Annotated in this window: 15 protein-coding genes; 7 read left to right on the forward strand and 8 right to left on the reverse strand. The window is 67.0% G+C overall.

Annotated features, from left to right (window positions below; genetic code table 11):
* Positions 1-918, reverse strand: coding sequence for a LysR family transcriptional regulator (locus tag AC07O3_RS00570; protein WP_495338317.1), 918 nt, complete (start codon positions 916-918; stop codon positions 1-3).
* 88 nt (positions 919-1006) lie between these two features.
* Between AC07O3_RS00570 and AC07O3_RS00575 the strand changes: the two genes are divergently transcribed.
* From AC07O3_RS00575 to AC07O3_RS00590, 4 genes are all read left to right on the forward strand, one after another.
* The gene (locus tag AC07O3_RS00575; protein WP_495338318.1) at positions 1007-2398 is read left to right on the forward strand and encodes an acyclic terpene utilization AtuA family protein; all 1392 of its coding nucleotides are present in this window, start codon (positions 1007-1009) and stop codon (positions 2396-2398) included.
* Complete coding sequence (locus AC07O3_RS00580) at positions 2395-2760, forward strand: AtuA-related protein (RefSeq protein WP_495338319.1); 366 nt, start codon at positions 2395-2397, stop codon at positions 2758-2760. Before AC07O3_RS00575 ends, AC07O3_RS00580 begins: the two co-directional genes overlap by 4 nt.
* A gap of 48 nt (positions 2761-2808) precedes the next feature.
* Complete coding sequence (locus AC07O3_RS00585) at positions 2809-3774, forward strand: Bug family tripartite tricarboxylate transporter substrate binding protein (protein WP_495338320.1); 966 nt, start codon at positions 2809-2811, stop codon at positions 3772-3774.
* A gap of 64 nt (positions 3775-3838) precedes the next feature.
* A complete protein-coding gene (locus AC07O3_RS00590; RefSeq protein WP_495338321.1) occupies positions 3839-5923 on the forward strand; it encodes an alpha/beta hydrolase domain-containing protein in 2085 nt (694 codons plus the stop codon).
* Here AC07O3_RS00590 and AC07O3_RS00595 read toward each other — a convergent pair.
* Complete coding sequence (locus tag AC07O3_RS00595) at positions 5920-6696, reverse strand: NAD(P)H-dependent oxidoreductase (protein WP_495338322.1); 777 nt, start codon at positions 6694-6696, stop codon at positions 5920-5922. The two genes, AC07O3_RS00590 and AC07O3_RS00595, sit on opposite strands and share 4 nt — an antisense overlap.
* A 90-nt stretch (positions 6697-6786) precedes the next feature.
* Here AC07O3_RS00595 and AC07O3_RS00600 point away from each other — a divergent pair, with 90 nt between their 5' ends.
* A complete protein-coding gene (locus AC07O3_RS00600; RefSeq protein WP_495338323.1) occupies positions 6787-7680 on the forward strand; it encodes a LysR family transcriptional regulator in 894 nt (297 codons plus the stop codon).
* Between the two features lie 22 nt (positions 7681-7702).
* On the opposite strand, the gene AC07O3_RS00605 is transcribed toward AC07O3_RS00600, so the two are convergent.
* Positions 7703-9682, reverse strand: coding sequence for a sensor histidine kinase (locus AC07O3_RS00605; RefSeq protein WP_495338324.1), 1980 nt, complete (start codon positions 9680-9682; stop codon positions 7703-7705).
* A gap of 269 nt (positions 9683-9951) precedes the next feature.
* Between AC07O3_RS00605 and AC07O3_RS00610 the strand changes: the two genes are divergently transcribed.
* The gene (locus AC07O3_RS00610) at positions 9952-10950 is read left to right on the forward strand and encodes an OmpA family protein (RefSeq protein WP_495338325.1); all 999 of its coding nucleotides are present in this window, start codon (positions 9952-9954) and stop codon (positions 10948-10950) included.
* Positions 10951-10971: 21 nt separating this feature from the next.
* Here the strand turns inward: AC07O3_RS00610 and AC07O3_RS00615 are convergent, their stop codons facing one another.
* A complete protein-coding gene (locus AC07O3_RS00615) occupies positions 10972-11466 on the reverse strand; it encodes an Lrp/AsnC family transcriptional regulator (RefSeq protein ID WP_177142350.1) in 495 nt (164 codons plus the stop codon).
* Between the two features lie 65 nt (positions 11467-11531).
* On the opposite strand from AC07O3_RS00615, the gene ilvB reads away from it, so the two are divergent.
* Complete coding sequence (ilvB, locus tag AC07O3_RS00620; protein ID WP_495338326.1) at positions 11532-13313, forward strand: biosynthetic-type acetolactate synthase large subunit; 1782 nt, start codon at positions 11532-11534, stop codon at positions 13311-13313.
* A gap of 10 nt (positions 13314-13323) precedes the next feature.
* Here the strand turns inward: ilvB and AC07O3_RS00625 are convergent, their stop codons facing one another.
* The 4 genes from AC07O3_RS00625 to AC07O3_RS00640 all read right to left on the reverse strand — a co-directional run bounded on the left by AC07O3_RS00625 (position 13324) and on the right by AC07O3_RS00640 (position 17655).
* Positions 13324-14883, reverse strand: a complete 1560-nt coding sequence (locus AC07O3_RS00625) for a cation:proton antiporter (RefSeq protein WP_495338327.1) — start codon at positions 14881-14883, stop codon at positions 13324-13326.
* 117 nt (positions 14884-15000) lie between these two features.
* Positions 15001-15828, reverse strand: coding sequence for an alpha/beta fold hydrolase (locus AC07O3_RS00630; RefSeq protein ID WP_093052466.1), 828 nt, complete (start codon positions 15826-15828; stop codon positions 15001-15003).
* A 288-nt stretch (positions 15829-16116) separates the two neighbouring features.
* Positions 16117-16593 (reverse strand): MarR family winged helix-turn-helix transcriptional regulator, encoded by a 477-nt coding sequence (locus AC07O3_RS00635; protein ID WP_093080409.1) that lies wholly within the window; start codon positions 16591-16593, stop codon positions 16117-16119.
* A 63-nt stretch (positions 16594-16656) separates the two neighbouring features.
* A complete protein-coding gene (locus AC07O3_RS00640) occupies positions 16657-17655 on the reverse strand; it encodes an AraC family transcriptional regulator (RefSeq protein WP_093176575.1) in 999 nt (332 codons plus the stop codon).
* Between the last annotated feature and the right edge of the window lie 202 nt (positions 17656-17857).

Below are 17857 nucleotides of genomic sequence, written 5' to 3' on the forward strand. Positions count from 1 at the left end.
TCAATGCAGCCGCAGCGACCCCAGCCGCGCGACGATCAGGTCGTGCAGCGTCTGCGCAGCCACCGACAGGCTGCCTTCGCGCCGCTGCACCATGTAGAGCGTTCGCGTGAGGGAAGGCAGGGGCAGCGGCCGCGTTACCAGCGTCTCACGCTGGAAGTGGAACAGCGTGAGCGCAGGCACCACGCTGATGCCCAGCCCAGCCTCGACCAGCCCCATCACGGTGGCCAGGTGCTCCACCTCGAACACCGCATTCAGCCTTTGCGGATGCAGCGCCGCGTCGAGCGCCTGCCGCACGCTGCTGTTGCGCGCCATCTGGATGAAGGGGTGGGGCGCGATCTTCTTCACCGTGAGGCGCGGCTCGCGCGCCAGCGGGTGGTCGGCGCGGCACACGAGGTGGAAGCGGTCGGTGCAGAGCTTGCGCGCACGCAGGTCGCTGTCTGCCGTGCCTCCGGCGCCCGAGGCGGCGAGCGCGAAGTCGGCCTGGCCGTTGCGCACCAGCGCGATGCAGGCGTCGGACAACGCATCGTCCAGGTCGATGCGGATGCCCGGCCAGGCTTGCATGAATTCTGCGAACACCGTGGGCAGCCAGCCGGCCGCGAGTGAGGGCAGGGCGGCCACGCGCACGCGGCCCTTGCGGCGCTCCACATGATCGGCGAGGTCGCCCATGGCGCTGCCCATGTCGTCGAGCAGCCGGCGCGCGGAGCCCTCGAACAGCCGGCCCTCGGGCGTGAGCTGCACGCTGCGAGTGTCGCGGTCGAAAAGGCGGGTGCCGATTGCGTCTTCGAGCGTGCGGATCAGTGCGCTGAACGCGGGCTGCGAGAGATGGCTGCTCTGCGCCGCGCGCGTGAAGTTGCGGTGCTCTGCCAGCGCGAGAAAGGCGCGCAGCTGCCGCGTGGAGAGGTCGGGCGTCTTTCTCATAATGTCTCCCTTGTTATTTGAAAAGCGGATCAATCGATCCGTATTTTCGATTTTACGGATGACCGGCCGCTGCCTACAGTGCACGGCAATGAACTCCATTGATCCGCCCACGCTGCTGATAGGTTGCGCCGCCGGCTTCTCGGGCGACCGCACCGATGCCGCCGGGCCGGTGGTCGACACGCTGATCGCGCGGCTGGCAAGCGGCCCCAAGGGGCAGCGCGCCTTCCTCATCTTCGAGACGCTGGCCGAGCGCACGCTCGCGCTGGCCCAACTGCGCCGCCGCGACAACCCCGACGCAGGCTACGAACCGCTGCTCGACGACATGCTGCGGCCCGTGCTCGCGCGTTGCCTGGCGCATGGCATCCGCATCGTGAGCAACTTCGGCGCCGCCAACCCGCGCGCCGCCGCCCGGCATATCGCCCGCATGGCGCGCGAACTGGGTGCGAGCGCGCCGTGCATCGCGGTGGTGGAGGGCGACGACCTGTCGGGGCCCGAACACCGCGCGCTGCTGAACGAAGCGCTCGGCGCGCAGATGGAAGGGCTGCGCATGGTCAGCGCCAATGCCTACATCGGCGCCGAGCCGATTGCCGCCGCGCTCGACGCGGGCGCGCAGATCGTGGTGTGCGGGCGCGTGGCCGACCCGTCGCTCACCGTAGGGCCGGCCATGTCGCACTTCGGCTGGCGCGCCGACGACTGGGACCGGCTGGGCCGAGCGACCATGGCGGGGCATCTGCTCGAATGCGGTGCGCAGGTGTGCGGCGGCTACTTCGCCGACCCTGGCTACAAGAACGTACCGGGGCTGGAAGCGGTGGGCTTCCCTATCGCAGAGATAGACGCCGACGGCCGCTGCACCATCGGCAAGGCCGACGGCACCGGCGGCCTCGTGAGCGAGGCCACGGTGAAGGAGCAGCTGCTCTACGAAGTGCACGACCCTGCGGCCTACCTGACGCCCGACGTGGTCGCCGATATTGCCGACGCTGAAGTGCACGCGCTGCCCGGCGTGGATCGCGTTGCGCTCTCCGGCGTGCGCGGTCATGCGCGGCCGGGCCGCTACAAGGTCAACGTCTGCCATGAAGGCGGCTGGCTGGCCGAGGGCGAAATCTCCTATGCGGGGCCGCGCGCCGAGGCCCGTGCGCGGCTCGCGGCGGACGTGCTGCGCAAGCGCCTGGCCGGACTCGCGTTGCGCGTGGACCTGATCGGCGCGCTGAGCATCCTGGGCGACGACGCGGGCCGTGCGCTGGCGGATACACCCGACGCCGGCCTGCGCGACGTGCGCCTGCGCGTCGCGGCCACGCATGCCGATCGCGCGCAGGCCGAGCGACTGGCGCGCGAGGTCATGGCGCTCTACACCTGCGGCCCGGCAGGCGGCGGCGGCGTGCGCACCGCGCTCACGCCGCGGCTCAACACGCTGTCGTGCCTGCTGCCGCGCGAGGCGGTGCCGGTGCGCTTCGAACTGCTCGGCGAGGAGGCCCTGGCATGAACACCACTACCGACACCGTCGAAGTGCCGCTGTACCGCGCCGCGCACGGCCGCACCGGCGACAAGGGCGATCGCTCTAACATCAGCGTCATCGCCTGGCACGCCGAGCTCTATCCCTTGCTGGTCGAGCAGCTCACGCCCGAGCGCGTCGCTGCGCAGTTCCACCACCGTGCGCCGTCGCAGGTGCAGCGTTTCTTGTTGCCGAAGCTGCACGCGATGAACTTCGTGCTCGACGCGGTGCTGGACGGCGGCGTCAACGATGCGCTGAACCTAGACGCACATGGCAAGGCGTTGTCCTTCCTGCTGCTCGACATGCCTGTCCGCGTGCCTCGTGCGCTTGTGCCCTTGCTGGCCGGACCATAGCCGGAGCTCTTTTCTTTTCCCCTAGCCATTCCATCCGGAGACAAAACAATGAAACGATTTCCCCTCACCGCGCTGACCGCCGCACTGGCCCTGATGCCACTGCTGAGCCATGCGGAGGCCTTTCCCGAGAAGGCCATCACCTTCGTCGTGCCCTTCGCGGCCGGCACCGCCACCGACCAGATCGCACGCGCGCTCGGCAACCAGATCGCGGCTGAGACGAAGCAGGCCGTCATCATCGACAACAAGGCCGGCGCAAGCGGCTTCATCGCCTCGCAGAACGTGGCCAAGGCGCCCGCCGACGGCTACACGGTGCTCATCACCACCAACACCACGCACGCGGCCAATGAGCACCTGTTCAAGAAGCTGCCCTACGACCCGGTGAAAGACTTCGCGCCCGTCGCGGCGCTCGGCAAGGGCGGGCAGATCATGGTGGTGAATCCCTCGTTCCCTGCGAAGAACGTGGCCGAGTTCATCGCGCTCGCGAAGAAGGAGCCGGGCAAGTACAGCTTCGGCAGCGGCAGTTCGTCCAGCCGCATGGCGGGCGAGCTGCTGCAGCAGATGGCCGACATCAAGCTGCTGCACGTGCCCTACAAGAGCAACACGCTCGCCGTGACCGACCTGCTGGGCAGCCAGATCAACATGATGATCACCGACACGGCCACCGGCCTGCCGCAGGTCAAGGCCGGCAAGCTGCGCGCGCTGGGCATCTCCAGCTCGGCACGCTCGCCGCTCGCACCCGACGTGCCCACCATTTCCGAGGCCGGCGTGAAGGGCTACGAAATGGGCTACTGGTTCGCGGCCTATGCGCCCGCGAAGACGCCGCCCGCAGTGGTCAAGCGGCTCAACGAACTGCTGGTGAAGGCCGCGAAGAGCGAGGCTGCGAAGACCGCGTTCTACGAGCCGACCGGCACCGAGGTGTTCACGACCTCGCCCGAAGAGCTTGCGAAGTTCCAGGCCAACGAGTCCCAGAAGTGGGGCCGCATCGTGAAGTCGGCCGGCATCGAGGCCGAGTAGCCCGCGCGCCGTAGCGGGTACCGGCGCCGCAACGCGACAAGACACACAACGAAGGAGACAAACCATGAAACGCTGGAGCCTTTGGGCTGCCACGGTGGCTTCGGCCGCCCTTTTTCTGAGCGCATGCGGTGGAAGCGGCGGAGGAGGTGGCGTGCTGCTGCCACCGCCCACCACCACGACACCCACCACACCGCCCGTGACTGCCACCGCGCCCAAGTACAAGCTCGCCATCACCGCGACCGAAGACGTGCCAGGTACCTTCGGCAGCGTGGGCGCCTACGAGAAGATCACCGGCACCTTCACCGGCGAGGTCGATCCGAAGGACGCTCGCAACGCGATCATCCAGGACCTCTCGCTCGCACCGCTCAATGCCAACGGCAAGGTCGAATACACCTCCGACTTCGTGCTCTTCAAGCCGAAGGACATGACCAAGGCCAGCGGCGTGCTGCGCTACGACGCGCCGAACCGCGGCAACATCGTGAGCCTCGATCCGTACTTCGCCTCGCGCGGCTACGTGTTCCTGACGGCCGCCTGGCAGGGCGACGTGCCGGCCGGGCCCGGCAAGCTCACGCTGAAGGTGCCGGTCGCGAAGAACGCCGATGGCAGCAGCATCACCGGCACCTACCGCGCCGAGTTGCTGCCTACCGCAGCGAACAACGATTCGCTGCCCTTGCCAGGCGGCCCGTTCAATGCGGCGATGCAGGCCTATGCCACCGCGAGCCTCGACAACACGAAGCCCGGCTATGTGCTCACTCGCCGCATCAACGAAGGCGACGCGCGCCAGCTCATTCCCGCGAGCGAGTGGAAGTTTGCGAAGTGCAGCGCCGCCACGCCGTTCCCCGGCACGCCCGACGAGACGAACGTCTGCCTCAAGGACAAATGGGACCCGGCCTACTTGTACGAACTGGTCTACATCGCGAAAGACCCGAAGGTCATGGGCCTGGGCCTCGCGGCGCTGCGCGACATGATCACCTTCTTCCACCGCGACGCGAGCGATGCGGCGGGCACGGCCAACCCGGTGGCTGCTGCCATCAAGAACACCATTGCCTCGGGCGTCTCGCAGTGCGGCAACTTCATGAAGACCTTCGTGCACTTGGGCTTCAACGAGGACCGTGCGGGCCAGAAGGTGTTCGACGGCGTGTTCGCGCAGATCGCGGCGCGGCAGACCAACATCAACATGCGCTTCTCCATTCCTGGCGGCGGCGGTGGCGTGCGCGCCGACCACACGGCCTTCGGCCAGGCCGGCACGCGCGGCCTCTCGAAGGACTACGTGGACGACGTGGCGCAGCGGCGCGGCGGCATCCTGTCGCGCTGCGAGGCGAGCGGCACCTGTCCCAAGCTCTTCATCGGCTTCAGCGGCACCGAGTTCTGGACCCTGCAGGGCTCGCCGCTGCTGACCGATGCCTGGGGCACGACCGACCTCGTGCAGCCCGGCAACGCGCGCATCTACTACTACGCGAGCACGCACCATCTGCTGGGCCTCTCGTCGCTGCCGGGTGCAAGCGCAGGGGCGCTGTATGCGACCAACGGCAATGCCGGCGTGATTCCGGTCGTGCGCGCGCTGTACCAGAACCTGGAAGACTGGGTCGTCAAGGGCACGACACCGCCCGACAGCCAGGTGCCGAAGCTGGCAGACACCACGCTGGTGCGGCCGCAGCAGGTCAAGTTCCCGGCGATTCCGGGCGTGAGCTACACGGGGCTGGTCAACACCTATTCGCTGCTGGACTGGGGCCCCAACTACAGGCCGCAGGACGAGAGCGGCATCGCCACGCAGGTGCCGCCGGCCTACCTGGGCCGCGACTACGCGATCCTGGTGCCGCAGGTGGATGCGGACGGCAACGACATCGCGGGCATCCGCAGCCTGGACGTCGCCGTGCCGCTGGGCACGAACACTGGTTGGAACTACACCAACCAGCCGGGCAGGATCGACCAGGCGGGCCTGTTCGGGTCGTACTTTGCGTTTGCCAAGACGGCGGCGCTGCGCGGAAGTGATCCGCGCCCGTCGCTGCAGGAGCGCTATGTGGATCAGGCGGGCTACATCGCGGCAGTGACCACGGCCGCCAACGACCTGGTGGCGAAGCGCTTCATGCTGCGTGTGGATGCCGACGCAGCGATTGCCAGCGCGATTGCCAACCCGGTGCTTCCTTAAGCCGAGTGCACCCCAAAGCCCGTCTCGCCCGGCGCGATGTCTTCGCGCAGGGTGAGCGCGGGAATCTCGTAGTCGCCGGCGTTCTGCCGGCGGAACGGGATCGGGTCTGTGGTGAACAGCGTGTCGAGCCTCTGGCCCAGTTCCTCGGTGATGCGCGCGTAGGCAGCCTCGTCGACCTTGTGCGTGCGATGCACCACGTACGGCGGCAGCACGTCGAATCCGGGGTAGTAGAGGATGCCGTGGTGGATGGGAAACAGCAGGTCGTCCATCGGCCCGTTGATGCCGCGCGGCGCGTAGTGCGATGCCCAGCCGCCGGTCGTTACCACCAGCATCGCGCGCTTGCCGGCCATCACGCCTTCGCCGAAGCGGTCGCCCCAGTGCGTGTCCGAATGCTCGCCGAGGCCATAGGCAAAGCCATAGGCGTAGATACGCTCGACCCAGCCCTTGAGGATGGCGGGCATCGAGTACCACCACAGCGGAAATTGCAGGACGACCGCGTCGGCCCACAGCAGTTTTTGCTGCTCGGCGGCGATGTCTGCGGTTTGCGTGCCGGCCTCGAACGCATGAAGCGAATCGAGCACGGGGTCGAAGCGCGCGGCGGTGTCGCGCGCGGGGAAGTCGTCGGCGTCGAGCGCGGGCTTCCAGCGCATGGCGTACAGGTCGGACACCTGCACTGAATGGCCCGCAGCCGCCAGGCGTTCGAGCATGAAGCGATGGAGCGCGCCATTGAGCGAGGCGGCTTCGGGGTGGGCAAGTACCAGAAGGATGTTCACGGTTTCACAAGGGTTCGAATGAAGATGCCCCTCAGGTTAGGCTTCGTGGCGATATATTGGAAATGAATAGTCTGAATTCCAGGAATTGCCATGAACAATTTCAGCCGCCTAGACCTCAACTTGCTGGTCACGCTCGACACGCTGCTGGCCGAGCGCAATGTCACGCGTGCGGCCGAGCGGTTGAACCTGTCGCAGCCCTCGGTGAGCGTGCAGCTCGCCAAGCTGCGCGAAGCGTTCGACGACCCGCTGCTGGTGCCCGCGCAGCGCGGCATGCGGCCCACCGCGCGCGCCGATGAACTGCGCGAGCCTCTGCGCGAGGCGCTTGAATCGCTGGGCCGTGCGGTGGCGCCAACTCGGCCTTTCGATCCGGCCGAGGCGACCACCACCTGGCGCGTTGCCGCGGCCGACTATGCCGAGTCGGCCATCCTGCTGCCGGCGCTGGCCGGGCTGCGTGCCGCGGCGCCGCACACGCGGCTGGCCGTGGTGGAGGCCGTGCCTTCGCGCATGGCGCGGCAGCTGGAGAGCGGTGAGATCGACCTGTTCTTTCACACCAGCGTGGGCGCGCCGCGTGGCCTGCACGCGCGCGTGCTCTTCCACGAACGCTACGTGCTGGCCGGGCGGGCAGGGCATCCGCGCCTGAAGCGCCGGCCGACGCTCGCGCAGTTCTGCGCGCTGGAGCATGTGGTGGTGTCGCTCGCCGGCGGAGGCTTCGCCGGGCCAACGGACGAGGCGCTGGCCGAAAAGGGTTTGACGCGGCGCGTGGCGCTGTCGGTGCCGCACTTCCTCTTCATGATGTCGGTGCTGGCCAGCACCGACATGGTCGCGATGCTGCCCGAGCGGCTGGCGCGCGGCGCGGCCGGGCTGCGGATGGTGGAGGCGCCGCTCGAAGTGCCCGGCTACGAGATGGCGATGCTCTGGCACGAGTGCCGGCACCGCGACCCGGCGCACAAGTGGCTGCGCGAGCAGATCGTTGCGAGCCTCTGAGCCGGGCTCGGAAGGGGCGGGCTCAGAAAGCGCTGATGGCCTTGTCGGTTTCCGCCTTGCGGTGCAGCGGCAGCCACAGCGTGAAGCGCGTCCCCGTGCTGCCGGACTGCCAGCTCACCGTGCCACCGATCACCTGCGCGCGCCGCTGCTGGTTGCGCAGCCCTCGTCCGCTTCGGCGCAGGGCCTCTTCCACGTCGAAGCCTTCGCCGTTGTCTTCGATCACCACGTTCACGCCTTCATCGACCGTCGCGGTGCTCACGCAGATGACGGTGGCCCGCGTGTGGCGCAGCACGTTGGCCACGCATTCCTGCACGATGCGCAGGATGTGCAGCGCGCCGTCCGGGTCCAGCCAGGGCAGCGAGGGCACGGGTTGCACTTCCCATTGCAGCGTGATGCCGGCGCTCTCGATGCGCGGAGCCAGGCGAAAGCGCATGGTTGCCAGCAGGAGCAGCAGGTCGGCTTCCACGTTTTCCATGGAGTCGATCACCAGCCTCAGGTCTTCCATGCAGCCCTTGAGCACGCGGGAAATCTCGGCTTCGCTCATGGCGCCTCGCTCCACCGAGCGGATGGCGCTGATCAGCGAAGAGCCCAGCCCGTCGTGCATGTCCTGCATGAGGCGGCGGCGCTCGGCATTGAGCATGTGCTGGTTCTCGATCACGCGCAGCCGCTGGTAGCTTTGCTCCAGCTCGGCTTCGCGCGCCTGCAGGCGCTGGGCCAGGCCCTTGTTCAGCCGGGCCACTTCGGCGAACGCGCCTGTGTAGCGCTGGAACATGATGTACGAGAAGACGAAGAACAGGCTGATGATGGCGTAGGGAGAGGTGTACACGGCCTCCGGGCTGACCAGGTTGTTCTGCAGAAGCCCGTCATAGGAAGTGAATGCGACGGCGAAGACAGTCCAGCCCGCCACCAGGCGTCCCTCGGGCAGTTGCGCGCGCAGCGCCTTGCGCAGGTTCACCGCAAAGATCGTCACCGCGACGGGCAGCACCATCAGGTTGAGCAGGGGCGTGAACAGGTAGAGACTGACGATATCCGTCGACACATGGGGCAGCGTTGCGATATTGCAGGCCAGCGCCAGGGTCACCGATACACGGGTCAACCAGGGTGATGGCTGCTGGTGCAGGCGCTGCAAGAACAGGTGGATGAGGGCGATCAGCCAGAGCAGGCTGGCCACTGTCATCCATTCGAACCAGTCGTCCGAAATCGGGATGAAGCTGCCGCCCGCGTAGTAGTGAAGCGTGCGCAGGAAGGCGAGCGCCGAGATGGCAAAGAACAGCAGGTAGAGCGATTCGCGCCTCTTGAACAGCCACACCGCGAACGCGAATGCGCCAACCGCCAGGAACGCGGCGCTGCCCATGAAGGGCAACTGCACCTGGAGCAACTGGCGGATCTGGTAGCGCCAGCTCAGCGATTCCTCGTCGCCCACCCACAAGGTCGAAAAGCCGCTGCCGCTGTTGCGCAGGCGGTCGACGCGAATCAGCACAGATGCCGGGGCGGGCGTATTGGCGGTCGCGTTCAACGGCAGCAGGAGCGGATGGTTGTAGCCGTTGTGGATGGGGCTGCCATGCGACTGGTAGAGCAGCACGCCGTCGCCGTACACCGCGATGTTGCCCAGGGTTTTCCAGCGCGGGAGGTAGAGAAGCTGCTGCTGCGTCTTCGGCGTCAGCCCGGACAGTTCGATGCGGTACCAGTCGGTGACGGTTCGCTCGCCGCTCGACGCATTGGGCACCAGTTCGCGCCGGGCCGTGTGGGGGAGGCTGACCGTCTTCCAGCCATCGGTTGGCAGCGCGGCTTCCACGATATGCCGCGGAGGTGCGGAATAGCCCGTGCCGGAAACCGAGAGCAACTCGGCCTGCGTGATGTGGACAGGGCCGTCGTGCTGCGGGACCGCATCCGCCGGGAGTTCATCGGCGTACGCAAAAGACAGGAAGGCCAGCGGCAGGGCCAGCCAAAGCCTTGCGATCCACCGGCTGATTCGCCAACAGCCTTTGCTGCCTAGCCTCATAGATCGCTTCTGCCTCGGAAATCACTTTTCGCGTGCTGTGGATGCGCCGGACGATTGCCGGCACCGTGCTGTAGCCATCTTTTGACGAGCCCAGACTCCCGCTCACGCGGGCGGGCGCAATTATGTCCTCGCCCAGCCTTTCCGGCCAAACCAGGCAACTTGCCGCAAATTCTTGAATGGCATAGGCCGTCCGTCGAATGCACAGCGGCGGCCTCGCGCCCTAGCATGGAGCGCGTCGCCGCTCTTGCCGCACTCTGCCCGATGCACCGATGAAAACGCTCGCGTTCCTGGCCAGCCTCGCCGGCATGGCATTGCTTTCGCTCGCCACGGGTGCCGCCGAGCCCGCCAAGGACCACCCGCTGGTTGGCCGCTACGAGGGCGCGGTGCTCAACGGCTACAAGGCCGCCGCCTACGACGAGGTCGGCCTCATCAAGGAGCCGTTCCAGAACTGGGCCGGCGGCAAGCCCGACCTGCTCAAGGTCGAGGGCAAGGTGACGCTCTACCTCTACAAGCTGCCGAAGGACCGTTCGCTCCTCGAAGTGCAGCGCAACTACGAGTCCAGCCTGAAGGCCAAGGGCTTCGAGGTGCTCTTTACCTGCGGCACGGCCAATGCCTCCTGCTACAAGCCGCGGCCAGGCAGCGTGGACACCAACACGCCCTACGACTTTGCGCTGGCCTTCGACGACCCCGAGTGGCCGCGCCTGGGCAGCCGCGGCGACTACGCGCGCAACTATTTTTCGGTGAGCGGCCGCTACCTGCTGGCGAAGAAGACCGGGCCCACGGGCACCGTCTACGCCAGCATCGCGCTGGCCGAACACAACGCCGATGTCGGCAACCACGCCTTCGTGCGCGTGGTCGAGAGCAAGGCGATGGAAGACAACAAGATCGTGTTCGTCGACGCGACGGCCATGCAGAAGAGCCTGGCGGAGACGGGGCGCGTCAATCTCTACGGCATCCTGTTCGACCTCGACAAGGACATCATCCGCCCCGAGTCGCAGCCCACGCTCGACGAGATGACCAAGCTGATGCGCAGCAACCCGCCGTTGAAGCTGTCGGTGGTGGGGCACACCGATGCGCAGGGCGAGGCGAAGCACAACGATGACCTGTCGAAGCGCCGCGCGCTGGCGGTGATCGCGGTGCTGGTGAAGGCTGGGGTGGACCCGCGCCGCTTCACCACGCGCGGTGCGGGCGCGTCAGAGCCGGTGGCGCCCAACGACAACGAGGCGGGGCGGGCGAAGAACCGGCGGGTGGAACTGATCCGCTTATGAAGGAGCTTGCTCGCACCGCCCTCAGATGACCGGCACGCTGGTTTCCTTCAGCACGCGCAGCACGAAGTGCGACTTGCTGTGCCGGATGCCCGGGATCTTGTAGAGCTTTTCGCGCAGCAGCCGCTCGTAGTCGCGCGTGTCGCGCACGGCGATGCGGATGTAGTAGTCGTAGTCGCCCGACACCAGATAGGCCTCCTGTATCTCGGGAATGGTCGCGAGCACGCGGCCGAAGTCGTACAGGGTCTCGTCGGTGTGGCTTTCGAGCGTGACCTGCACGATCACCGAGTCGTGATAGCCGAGCTTGGCTGGGTCCACGTCGACCGTGTAGCGCTTGATGACGCCAGAGGCTTCGAGCTTCTTGATGCGCGTCCAGCAACTGGTGGGCGACAGGCCGACCTCGTTGCCGATCTCCTGCAGGGTCTTGCGCGAGTCGAGCAGCAGCACGCGCAGGATCGCCAGGTCGGTCTTGTCAAAAGATCCTTCGTTGTCGCCGGGTGTTTGCCGATTGGTTTTCATTAATCGAGCTTAAAGAGCCAAAAGAAAGAAGCATATTTTGCTCCCGAACCGGAAGAATTGACGGCATGCGACTGCTCGACCTACCCCTCACGCCCTCCCTCTCTCTTCACCCGGAAACGCCAGCGCGCATTCGCAACGGCGCCGAAGCCCTGCTCGACACGCTGGTCGAGTGCGGCGTGGACACCATCTTCGGCTACCCCGGCGGCGCGGCGCTGCCGCTGTACGACGCGCTGCACGGCGAGCCGCGGCTGCGCCACGTGCTGGTGCGCCACGAGCAGGCGGCCGTGCATGCGGCCGAAGGCTATGCGCGCAGCACCGGCCGCGTGGGCGTGGTGCTGGTCACTTCGGGGCCGGGCGTGGGCAACACGATCACCGGGCTGCTTGATGCCATGAGCGATTCGGTGCCGGTGCTTTGCATCAGCGGGCAGGTGGCAACGGCCGTCATCGGTACGCAGGCGTTCCAGGAGAGCGATGCGCTGGGCATGTCGCGTTCGGTGACCAAGTGGAACCGGCAGGTGCGCTCGGCCGACGACGTGCCCTCGCTGGTGCGCCGTGCGCTGGAGATCGTCACCACCGGCCGCCCCGGGCCAGTGCTGCTCGACGTGCCGAAGGACATCCAGCTCGACCGCCTGGGCCAGGCCCCCGAGCCATCGCCGCTGCGCGCCTTGCGCACGAGCCGCATGGCGCTGCCGCCCAAGGCCATGATGCAGCGCGCGGCCGACCTGCTCTCGACCGCGCGCCGGCCCGTCATCTACGGCGGCGGCGGGCTGGTCAATTCGGGGCCCGCCGCGTGCGAGGCCTTTGCGAAGCTCGTGAACCTTCTGCACGCACCGTGCACGCTCACGCTGATGGGGCTGGGCGCGTTCCCCGCGTCCGACCCGAAGTTCATTGGCATGCTGGGCATGCACGGCATGCTCGAAGCCAACCTCGCAATGCACGAGGCCGACCTCGTGGTGTGCGTCGGCGCGCGCTTCGACGACCGCGTGACCGGCAAGCTCGATGAGTTCTGTCCGCATGCACGCAAGATCCACATCGACATCGACCCTGGCAGCATCAACAAGGTGGTGCGCGTGGACGTGCCGATGGTGGGCGACTGCGAGGTGATCCTCGAAGGCCTGCTGGCGCTGCTGCCAGCGGAGGGCTTCGCGCCCGAGCGCCTCGCACCGTGGTGGGCGCGCATCGAGCGCTGGCGCGCGGAAGACTGCCTGGCCTTCGAAGCGCGCGAGGACTCGATCCTGCCGCAGCAGCTGATGTCGTCGCTGCAGAGCGCCATCGGCGGTCGCAATGCCATCGTGTCGACCGACGTGGGCCAGCACCAGATGTGGGCCGCGCAGTACCTGCGCTTCGACAGCCCGCGCCACTGGCTCACCTCGGGCGGGGCAGGGACCATGGGCTACGGCCTGCCCGCCGCCATCGGAGCGCAGATCGGCCACCCCGAAGCGCTGACCGTGTGCGTGAGCGGCGATGCCTCGGTGCTGATGAACATCCAGGAGCTCTCCACTGCCGTGCAGCACCGCGTGCCGGTGAAGCTGGTGCTGTGCAACAACGGCTACATGGGCATGGTGCGGCAATGGCAGGAGCTCAATCACGGCAACCGCCTGAGCCACAGCTGGAACGAGGCATTGCCCGATTTCGTGGCGCTGGCCAAGGCCTTCGGCTGGGGCGCGCGGCGGGTGTCGGACCCGGCCGAGCTGGAAGACGCGCTGGCCGAATGCCTGGCGAGCCAGGGGCCGTTCTTTCTCGACGTGCAGGTGGCGGCGCAGGAGAACTGCTTTCCGATGATGCCCTCGGGGCACGGGCACCACCGGGTGATGCTGGCGAAGGACAGGTGGTACGAGGAATCCTGAGCGCAGGGTTCTAGACGCTCTGCAGGCGCACGTCGTTCGCGGGAATGGCGTTGAGCTCGGCCCAGTCCATCTCTTCTTCCAGCTGGTGGTAGGCGTCGTCCTCGATCTGCCCGCTGTGGCGCAGTGCTTCGAGCGCCTGCCGCTGCGCGCGAATCGCCACGGCGCGTAGCCGGTCGTGCGCCGTCTTCGCCTGCGGCTGGCGCTCGTCTTGCGCCAGCACGCGCGCCGCGCGGTATTCGTCGCGCACGGCGTCGGCCTCGCGGCTTTCTTCGGCTTCGAGGGCCGACAGCGCCGCATCCATCATCGCGGTGCGCGCGAGCGACACCTCCTTGTCGAGCGACGCGTCGGGCTCGATCTTCAATGCCCTGATCAGCGGCCCGATGGTGAAGCCCTGGATCACCAGTGTGCCCAGCACAACTGCGAACGCGCTGAGCACGATGAGGTCGCGTCCCGGAAAATCCGCCGGCAGCGCGAAGGCCGTGGCCATCGTCACCAGCCCGCGCATGCCCGACCAGCCGACCAGCAACCCGATGCGCCTGGACGGCACCGGAATGTCGTGCCCCTGGGCGATCAGGCGCAGCTTGTACGTGCGCATCGCGGCCCCGTAGATCTGCACCCAGACCACCCGCACCGCGATGACCAGCACCAGCACGAGGCCGGCGAACTGCAGGGCACGCACCAGCTGCGGCCCCGACAGCCTTTCGAGGATGCTGCGCGCCTGCAGCCCCATCAGGAAGAAGGCCAGCACGTTGAGCGTGAACACCACCGCGCCCCACACCGCATAGGAGTGCACGCGGTCGCGCGGCGCATGGTGCTTTGGCGCGAACTGGCCCAGCGTCATGCCGAAGGCAACCACCGAGATGATCGGCGACAGGTGCAGCCGCTCGGCCACGATCCACGCGCCGAAGGTCATCACGAACTGGAAGATGATGGCCGAGCGCGTGCCCGCGAAGAGCGGCGAGCCGAAGTGGATGTTGAGCTTGGCGAACGCGAAGCCGACCAGCGCACCGCCCGGTACCGCGACCAGCAGCATCGGCAGCGAACTCGTCATGGGCACGTGCGCGGCGCCGGCTGCCGACACCGCCACGCCGAATACCAGCAGCGCCACTGCGTCGTTGAGCAGGCTCTCGCCGTTGATGATCGAAAGCGTGCGCCGCGGAATGCGGAACTGCTGCATCACCGCAGCCGCGGCCACAGCGTCGGGCGGCGCGACGATGGCGCCGAGCGTGATCGCGGCCGCCAGCGGCAGGCCCGCGAAAGCCCAGCCGGCCCATGCGACCACCGCCGTGGTCAGCAGCACCGCCACCAGCACCAGCGAGATCAGCGGCATCCAGTTGCGCCGCAGTTCGCGTGGAGAGATGTCGAAGGCTGAATCGAGGAGGGCAGGCGCGATGAAGAGCGCCAGCGCCAGATGCGGGTCGAGGCTGATGTGCGGCACCCAGGGCATCGCGCCCAGGCACACGCCGGCCAGCGCCAGCATCGACGGATAGGGCAGTGCGAGGCGCCGCGAGAGCTGCAACAGCAGGCAGGCGGCGATCAGCATGACCAGCACGTTTTCGAAGATGTCCATCGAGGCCCTCGGTCTGGGTGTTGTTTTCCCCGAATACTAAGAGGTGGATTCATTTACGCCCGATGAAAAGAAAAGGGGCCCGGTTGCGGGCCCCTTTTCATCAGGCTGTAGGGACTATCAGGACTTCACGAACGCCAGCAGGTCGGCGTTGAACTTGTCCTTGTGCGTATCGGTCAGGCCGTGCGGTGCGCCGGGGTAGACGATCAGCTTGTTGTTCTTCACCAGCTTGGCCGAGGCCAGGCCGGCAGCGCCGATCGGCACGATCTGGTCGTCGTCGCCGTGAACGATGAGCGTGGGCACGTCGAACTTCTTCAGGTCTTCGGTGAAGTCGGTTTCCGAGAACGCCTTGATCGAGTCGTAGGTGTTCTTGTGGCCGCCCGCCATGCCTTGCACCCACCACGAGTCGATGAGGCCCTGCGACACCTTGGCGCCGGGGCGGTTGAAGCCGAAGAAGGGGCCCGAGGGCACGTCCTTGTAGAACTGCGAGCGGTTCGCTAGTTGCGCGGCGCGCAGGCCGTCGAACACTTCGATCGGCAGGCCGCCGGGGTTGGCGGCGGTCTTCAGCATCAGCGGCGGCACGGCCGAGATCAGCGCGGCCTTGGCCACTCGCTTGGTGCCGTGGCGGCCGATGTAGCGCGCCACTTCGCCGCCGCCGGTCGAGAAGCCGACCAGGATCACGTTCTTCAGGTCCAGTGTCTCGATGACGGTGGCGAGGTCGTCGGCGTAGGTGTCCATGTCGTTGCCGTTCCAGGGCTGGCTGGAGCGGCCATGGCCGCGGCGGTCATGCGCCACGGTGCGATAGCCCTGCGATGCGAGGAACAGCATCTGCGATTCCCAGCTGTCGGAGTTCAGTGGCCAGCCGTGGCTGAACACGACGGGCTGGCCGGAACCCCAGTCCTTGAAATACAGCTGCGTGCCGTCCTTGGTGACGATGGTGTTGCTCATGGTGCGTGTTCCTTTCAAAGAACGATGGATGGCGCCTTGGTTCGGCGCAGAAGTGGAGGCGGCGGACGCCGCCTGGGAAAAGCCGGTCCCCACGAGGGCTCCGGCTGCGACGGAAGCGCCACCGACCAGCAGGCTGCGGCGGGTCGGGGTGGCGGTGGGGTTCTTGCTGTTTGCGGACATGGTGCGCTCCTTGAGTGACGTGGTTGAGATGAGTTTTGTATCGTATGAATTAATATCGCATGCGATGTAATTGGTCTGAAAAAACAGGAACGGCGAAGCGGCTGCGCATCACGCGTTCCTGTCGAGGCTGGCGCGCAGACCCAGCAACTGGGTGCGCAGCGCGCCGATCTGGTCGGGAGACAACTCCATGGCTTGCGCGACGCAACCCGGCAGCCCCTGCGCCTTGGCGCGCAGCGCGCGGCCACCGGCCGTGAGCGACACGATGACCTGGCGCTCGTCCCTGGGCGAACGCACGCGCTGGATCAGTCCGCGGGCTTCGAGCCGCTTGAGCAGCGGGGTGAGGGTGGTGGTCTCGAGCGACAGGCGGGTGCAGATTTCGGAGACGTTGATCTCGTCCTTTTCCCACAGCACCAGCATGACAAGGTATTGCAGGTAGGTGAGATCCAAGTCGCGCAGCAGGCCGCGGTACACCTTGTTGAGGCTCAACATCGTCGAGTAGACGGCGAAGCAGAGCTGTTCGTCCAATACCAGTGAATTGCTCGCAGGGGCATCGACGGGTTGGGCGGTGGAGCGCTTGGCAGGCATGGGCGAATATTAGATCGTGTGCGATCTAATGGCAAGCAATATTTCTCCGGCCGCGCGAACCCTTCAGTCCGGCGATCTGCGGTAGGCCCCGGGCGGGGTTCCGAACTGGCTCCTGAAGCAGCGGCTGAAATGGCTCGCATCGCCAAAGCCGTTGCGATAGGCGATCTCCGAAACGCTCAGGTGGTCGAGTCGCCGGTTCTGCAGTTCGTCCTTCGCGCGCTCCAGGCGGCGCACCTTGAGGTACGTGCCGTACTGCGTGCGCTGCATCTCGAACAGGCGGTGCGTGAGCCGCTTCGAAATGCCCAGCTCCTTCGAGACCGCATCGACCGACAGCTCCGCATCGCCGAGGTGCGCCTCGATGAACGCTACCAGCCGCTGCCAGCGGTCGCGCTCGCGGCGCTTGCCGTCGGCCGCGTCTTCGGCGACCGATTCGCCCATCGATTCGCAATAGGTCGCCGCCAGCAGCGAGACGAGCGACTGCTCCGAAAAATACGCCAGTGCCGGCGCAGCCTGTGCCGTACCGGGAAACACGTGCCCCATGTGCGCGCGGGCAGCCTCGGCCAGGCGCGAATCCGCCTGCGCGATCGAGGGCACGAAGCGGTCGTGCAGGTCGGCATAGATGCCGAAGAACCGGTCGGAGGGCAGGCGCAGCATCACCAGCTTGCCGGGCGAGGTCAGTGTGCAGGTGGAGGGAAGCCGCGTGGTGCGGAAGGTGATGTCGCCCTTGCGGAAGGGCATGCGCCGGCCGCCCTGGTCGATGGTGCCTTCGCCTTCGACGGCAATCATCGCGAGCACGTCGCCCGTGCCGCCCATACCTCCGGTGGAGGCCAGCGCCGTGTCATGGCGAACCGCGAGCGGCGTCGAGGCGAAGCTGATGGCCAGCCCGCCACCCACGAGGCGGCAGGCTTCGAGGCTCATGCGCGGGTTGCTGTCCTGCACGCTCAGTTCGCCGGGGTAGACCAGCGAATCGAGCGCGTTCGAGTAGCCCTGCACGTCGCCCGGATAGAACGGGCGGAAGCAGGGCGCGAAGCTCAGGTCGGAGGCTGCTGTGTCGTGGTGCATGGGTGGGGCTCCTGCCGTTGGCCCGCACGCTTCGTGCCAAGCAGGTGCAGTCGGATGCAGTCTAGGCGGCCATCCGTTGGGCAGGACTTAAGACTTTCCACTAGTTGGCACGCTGGATCAACCCGCGTGCGCCCACGCGCAAGAGCAAACCGCACACCGCTTCTTACATTGACCGCACCCCGCCGATGCAAAGGAGCCAAGC

It is taken from the genome of Variovorax sp. GW821-FHT09D05 (assembly GCF_059416325.1).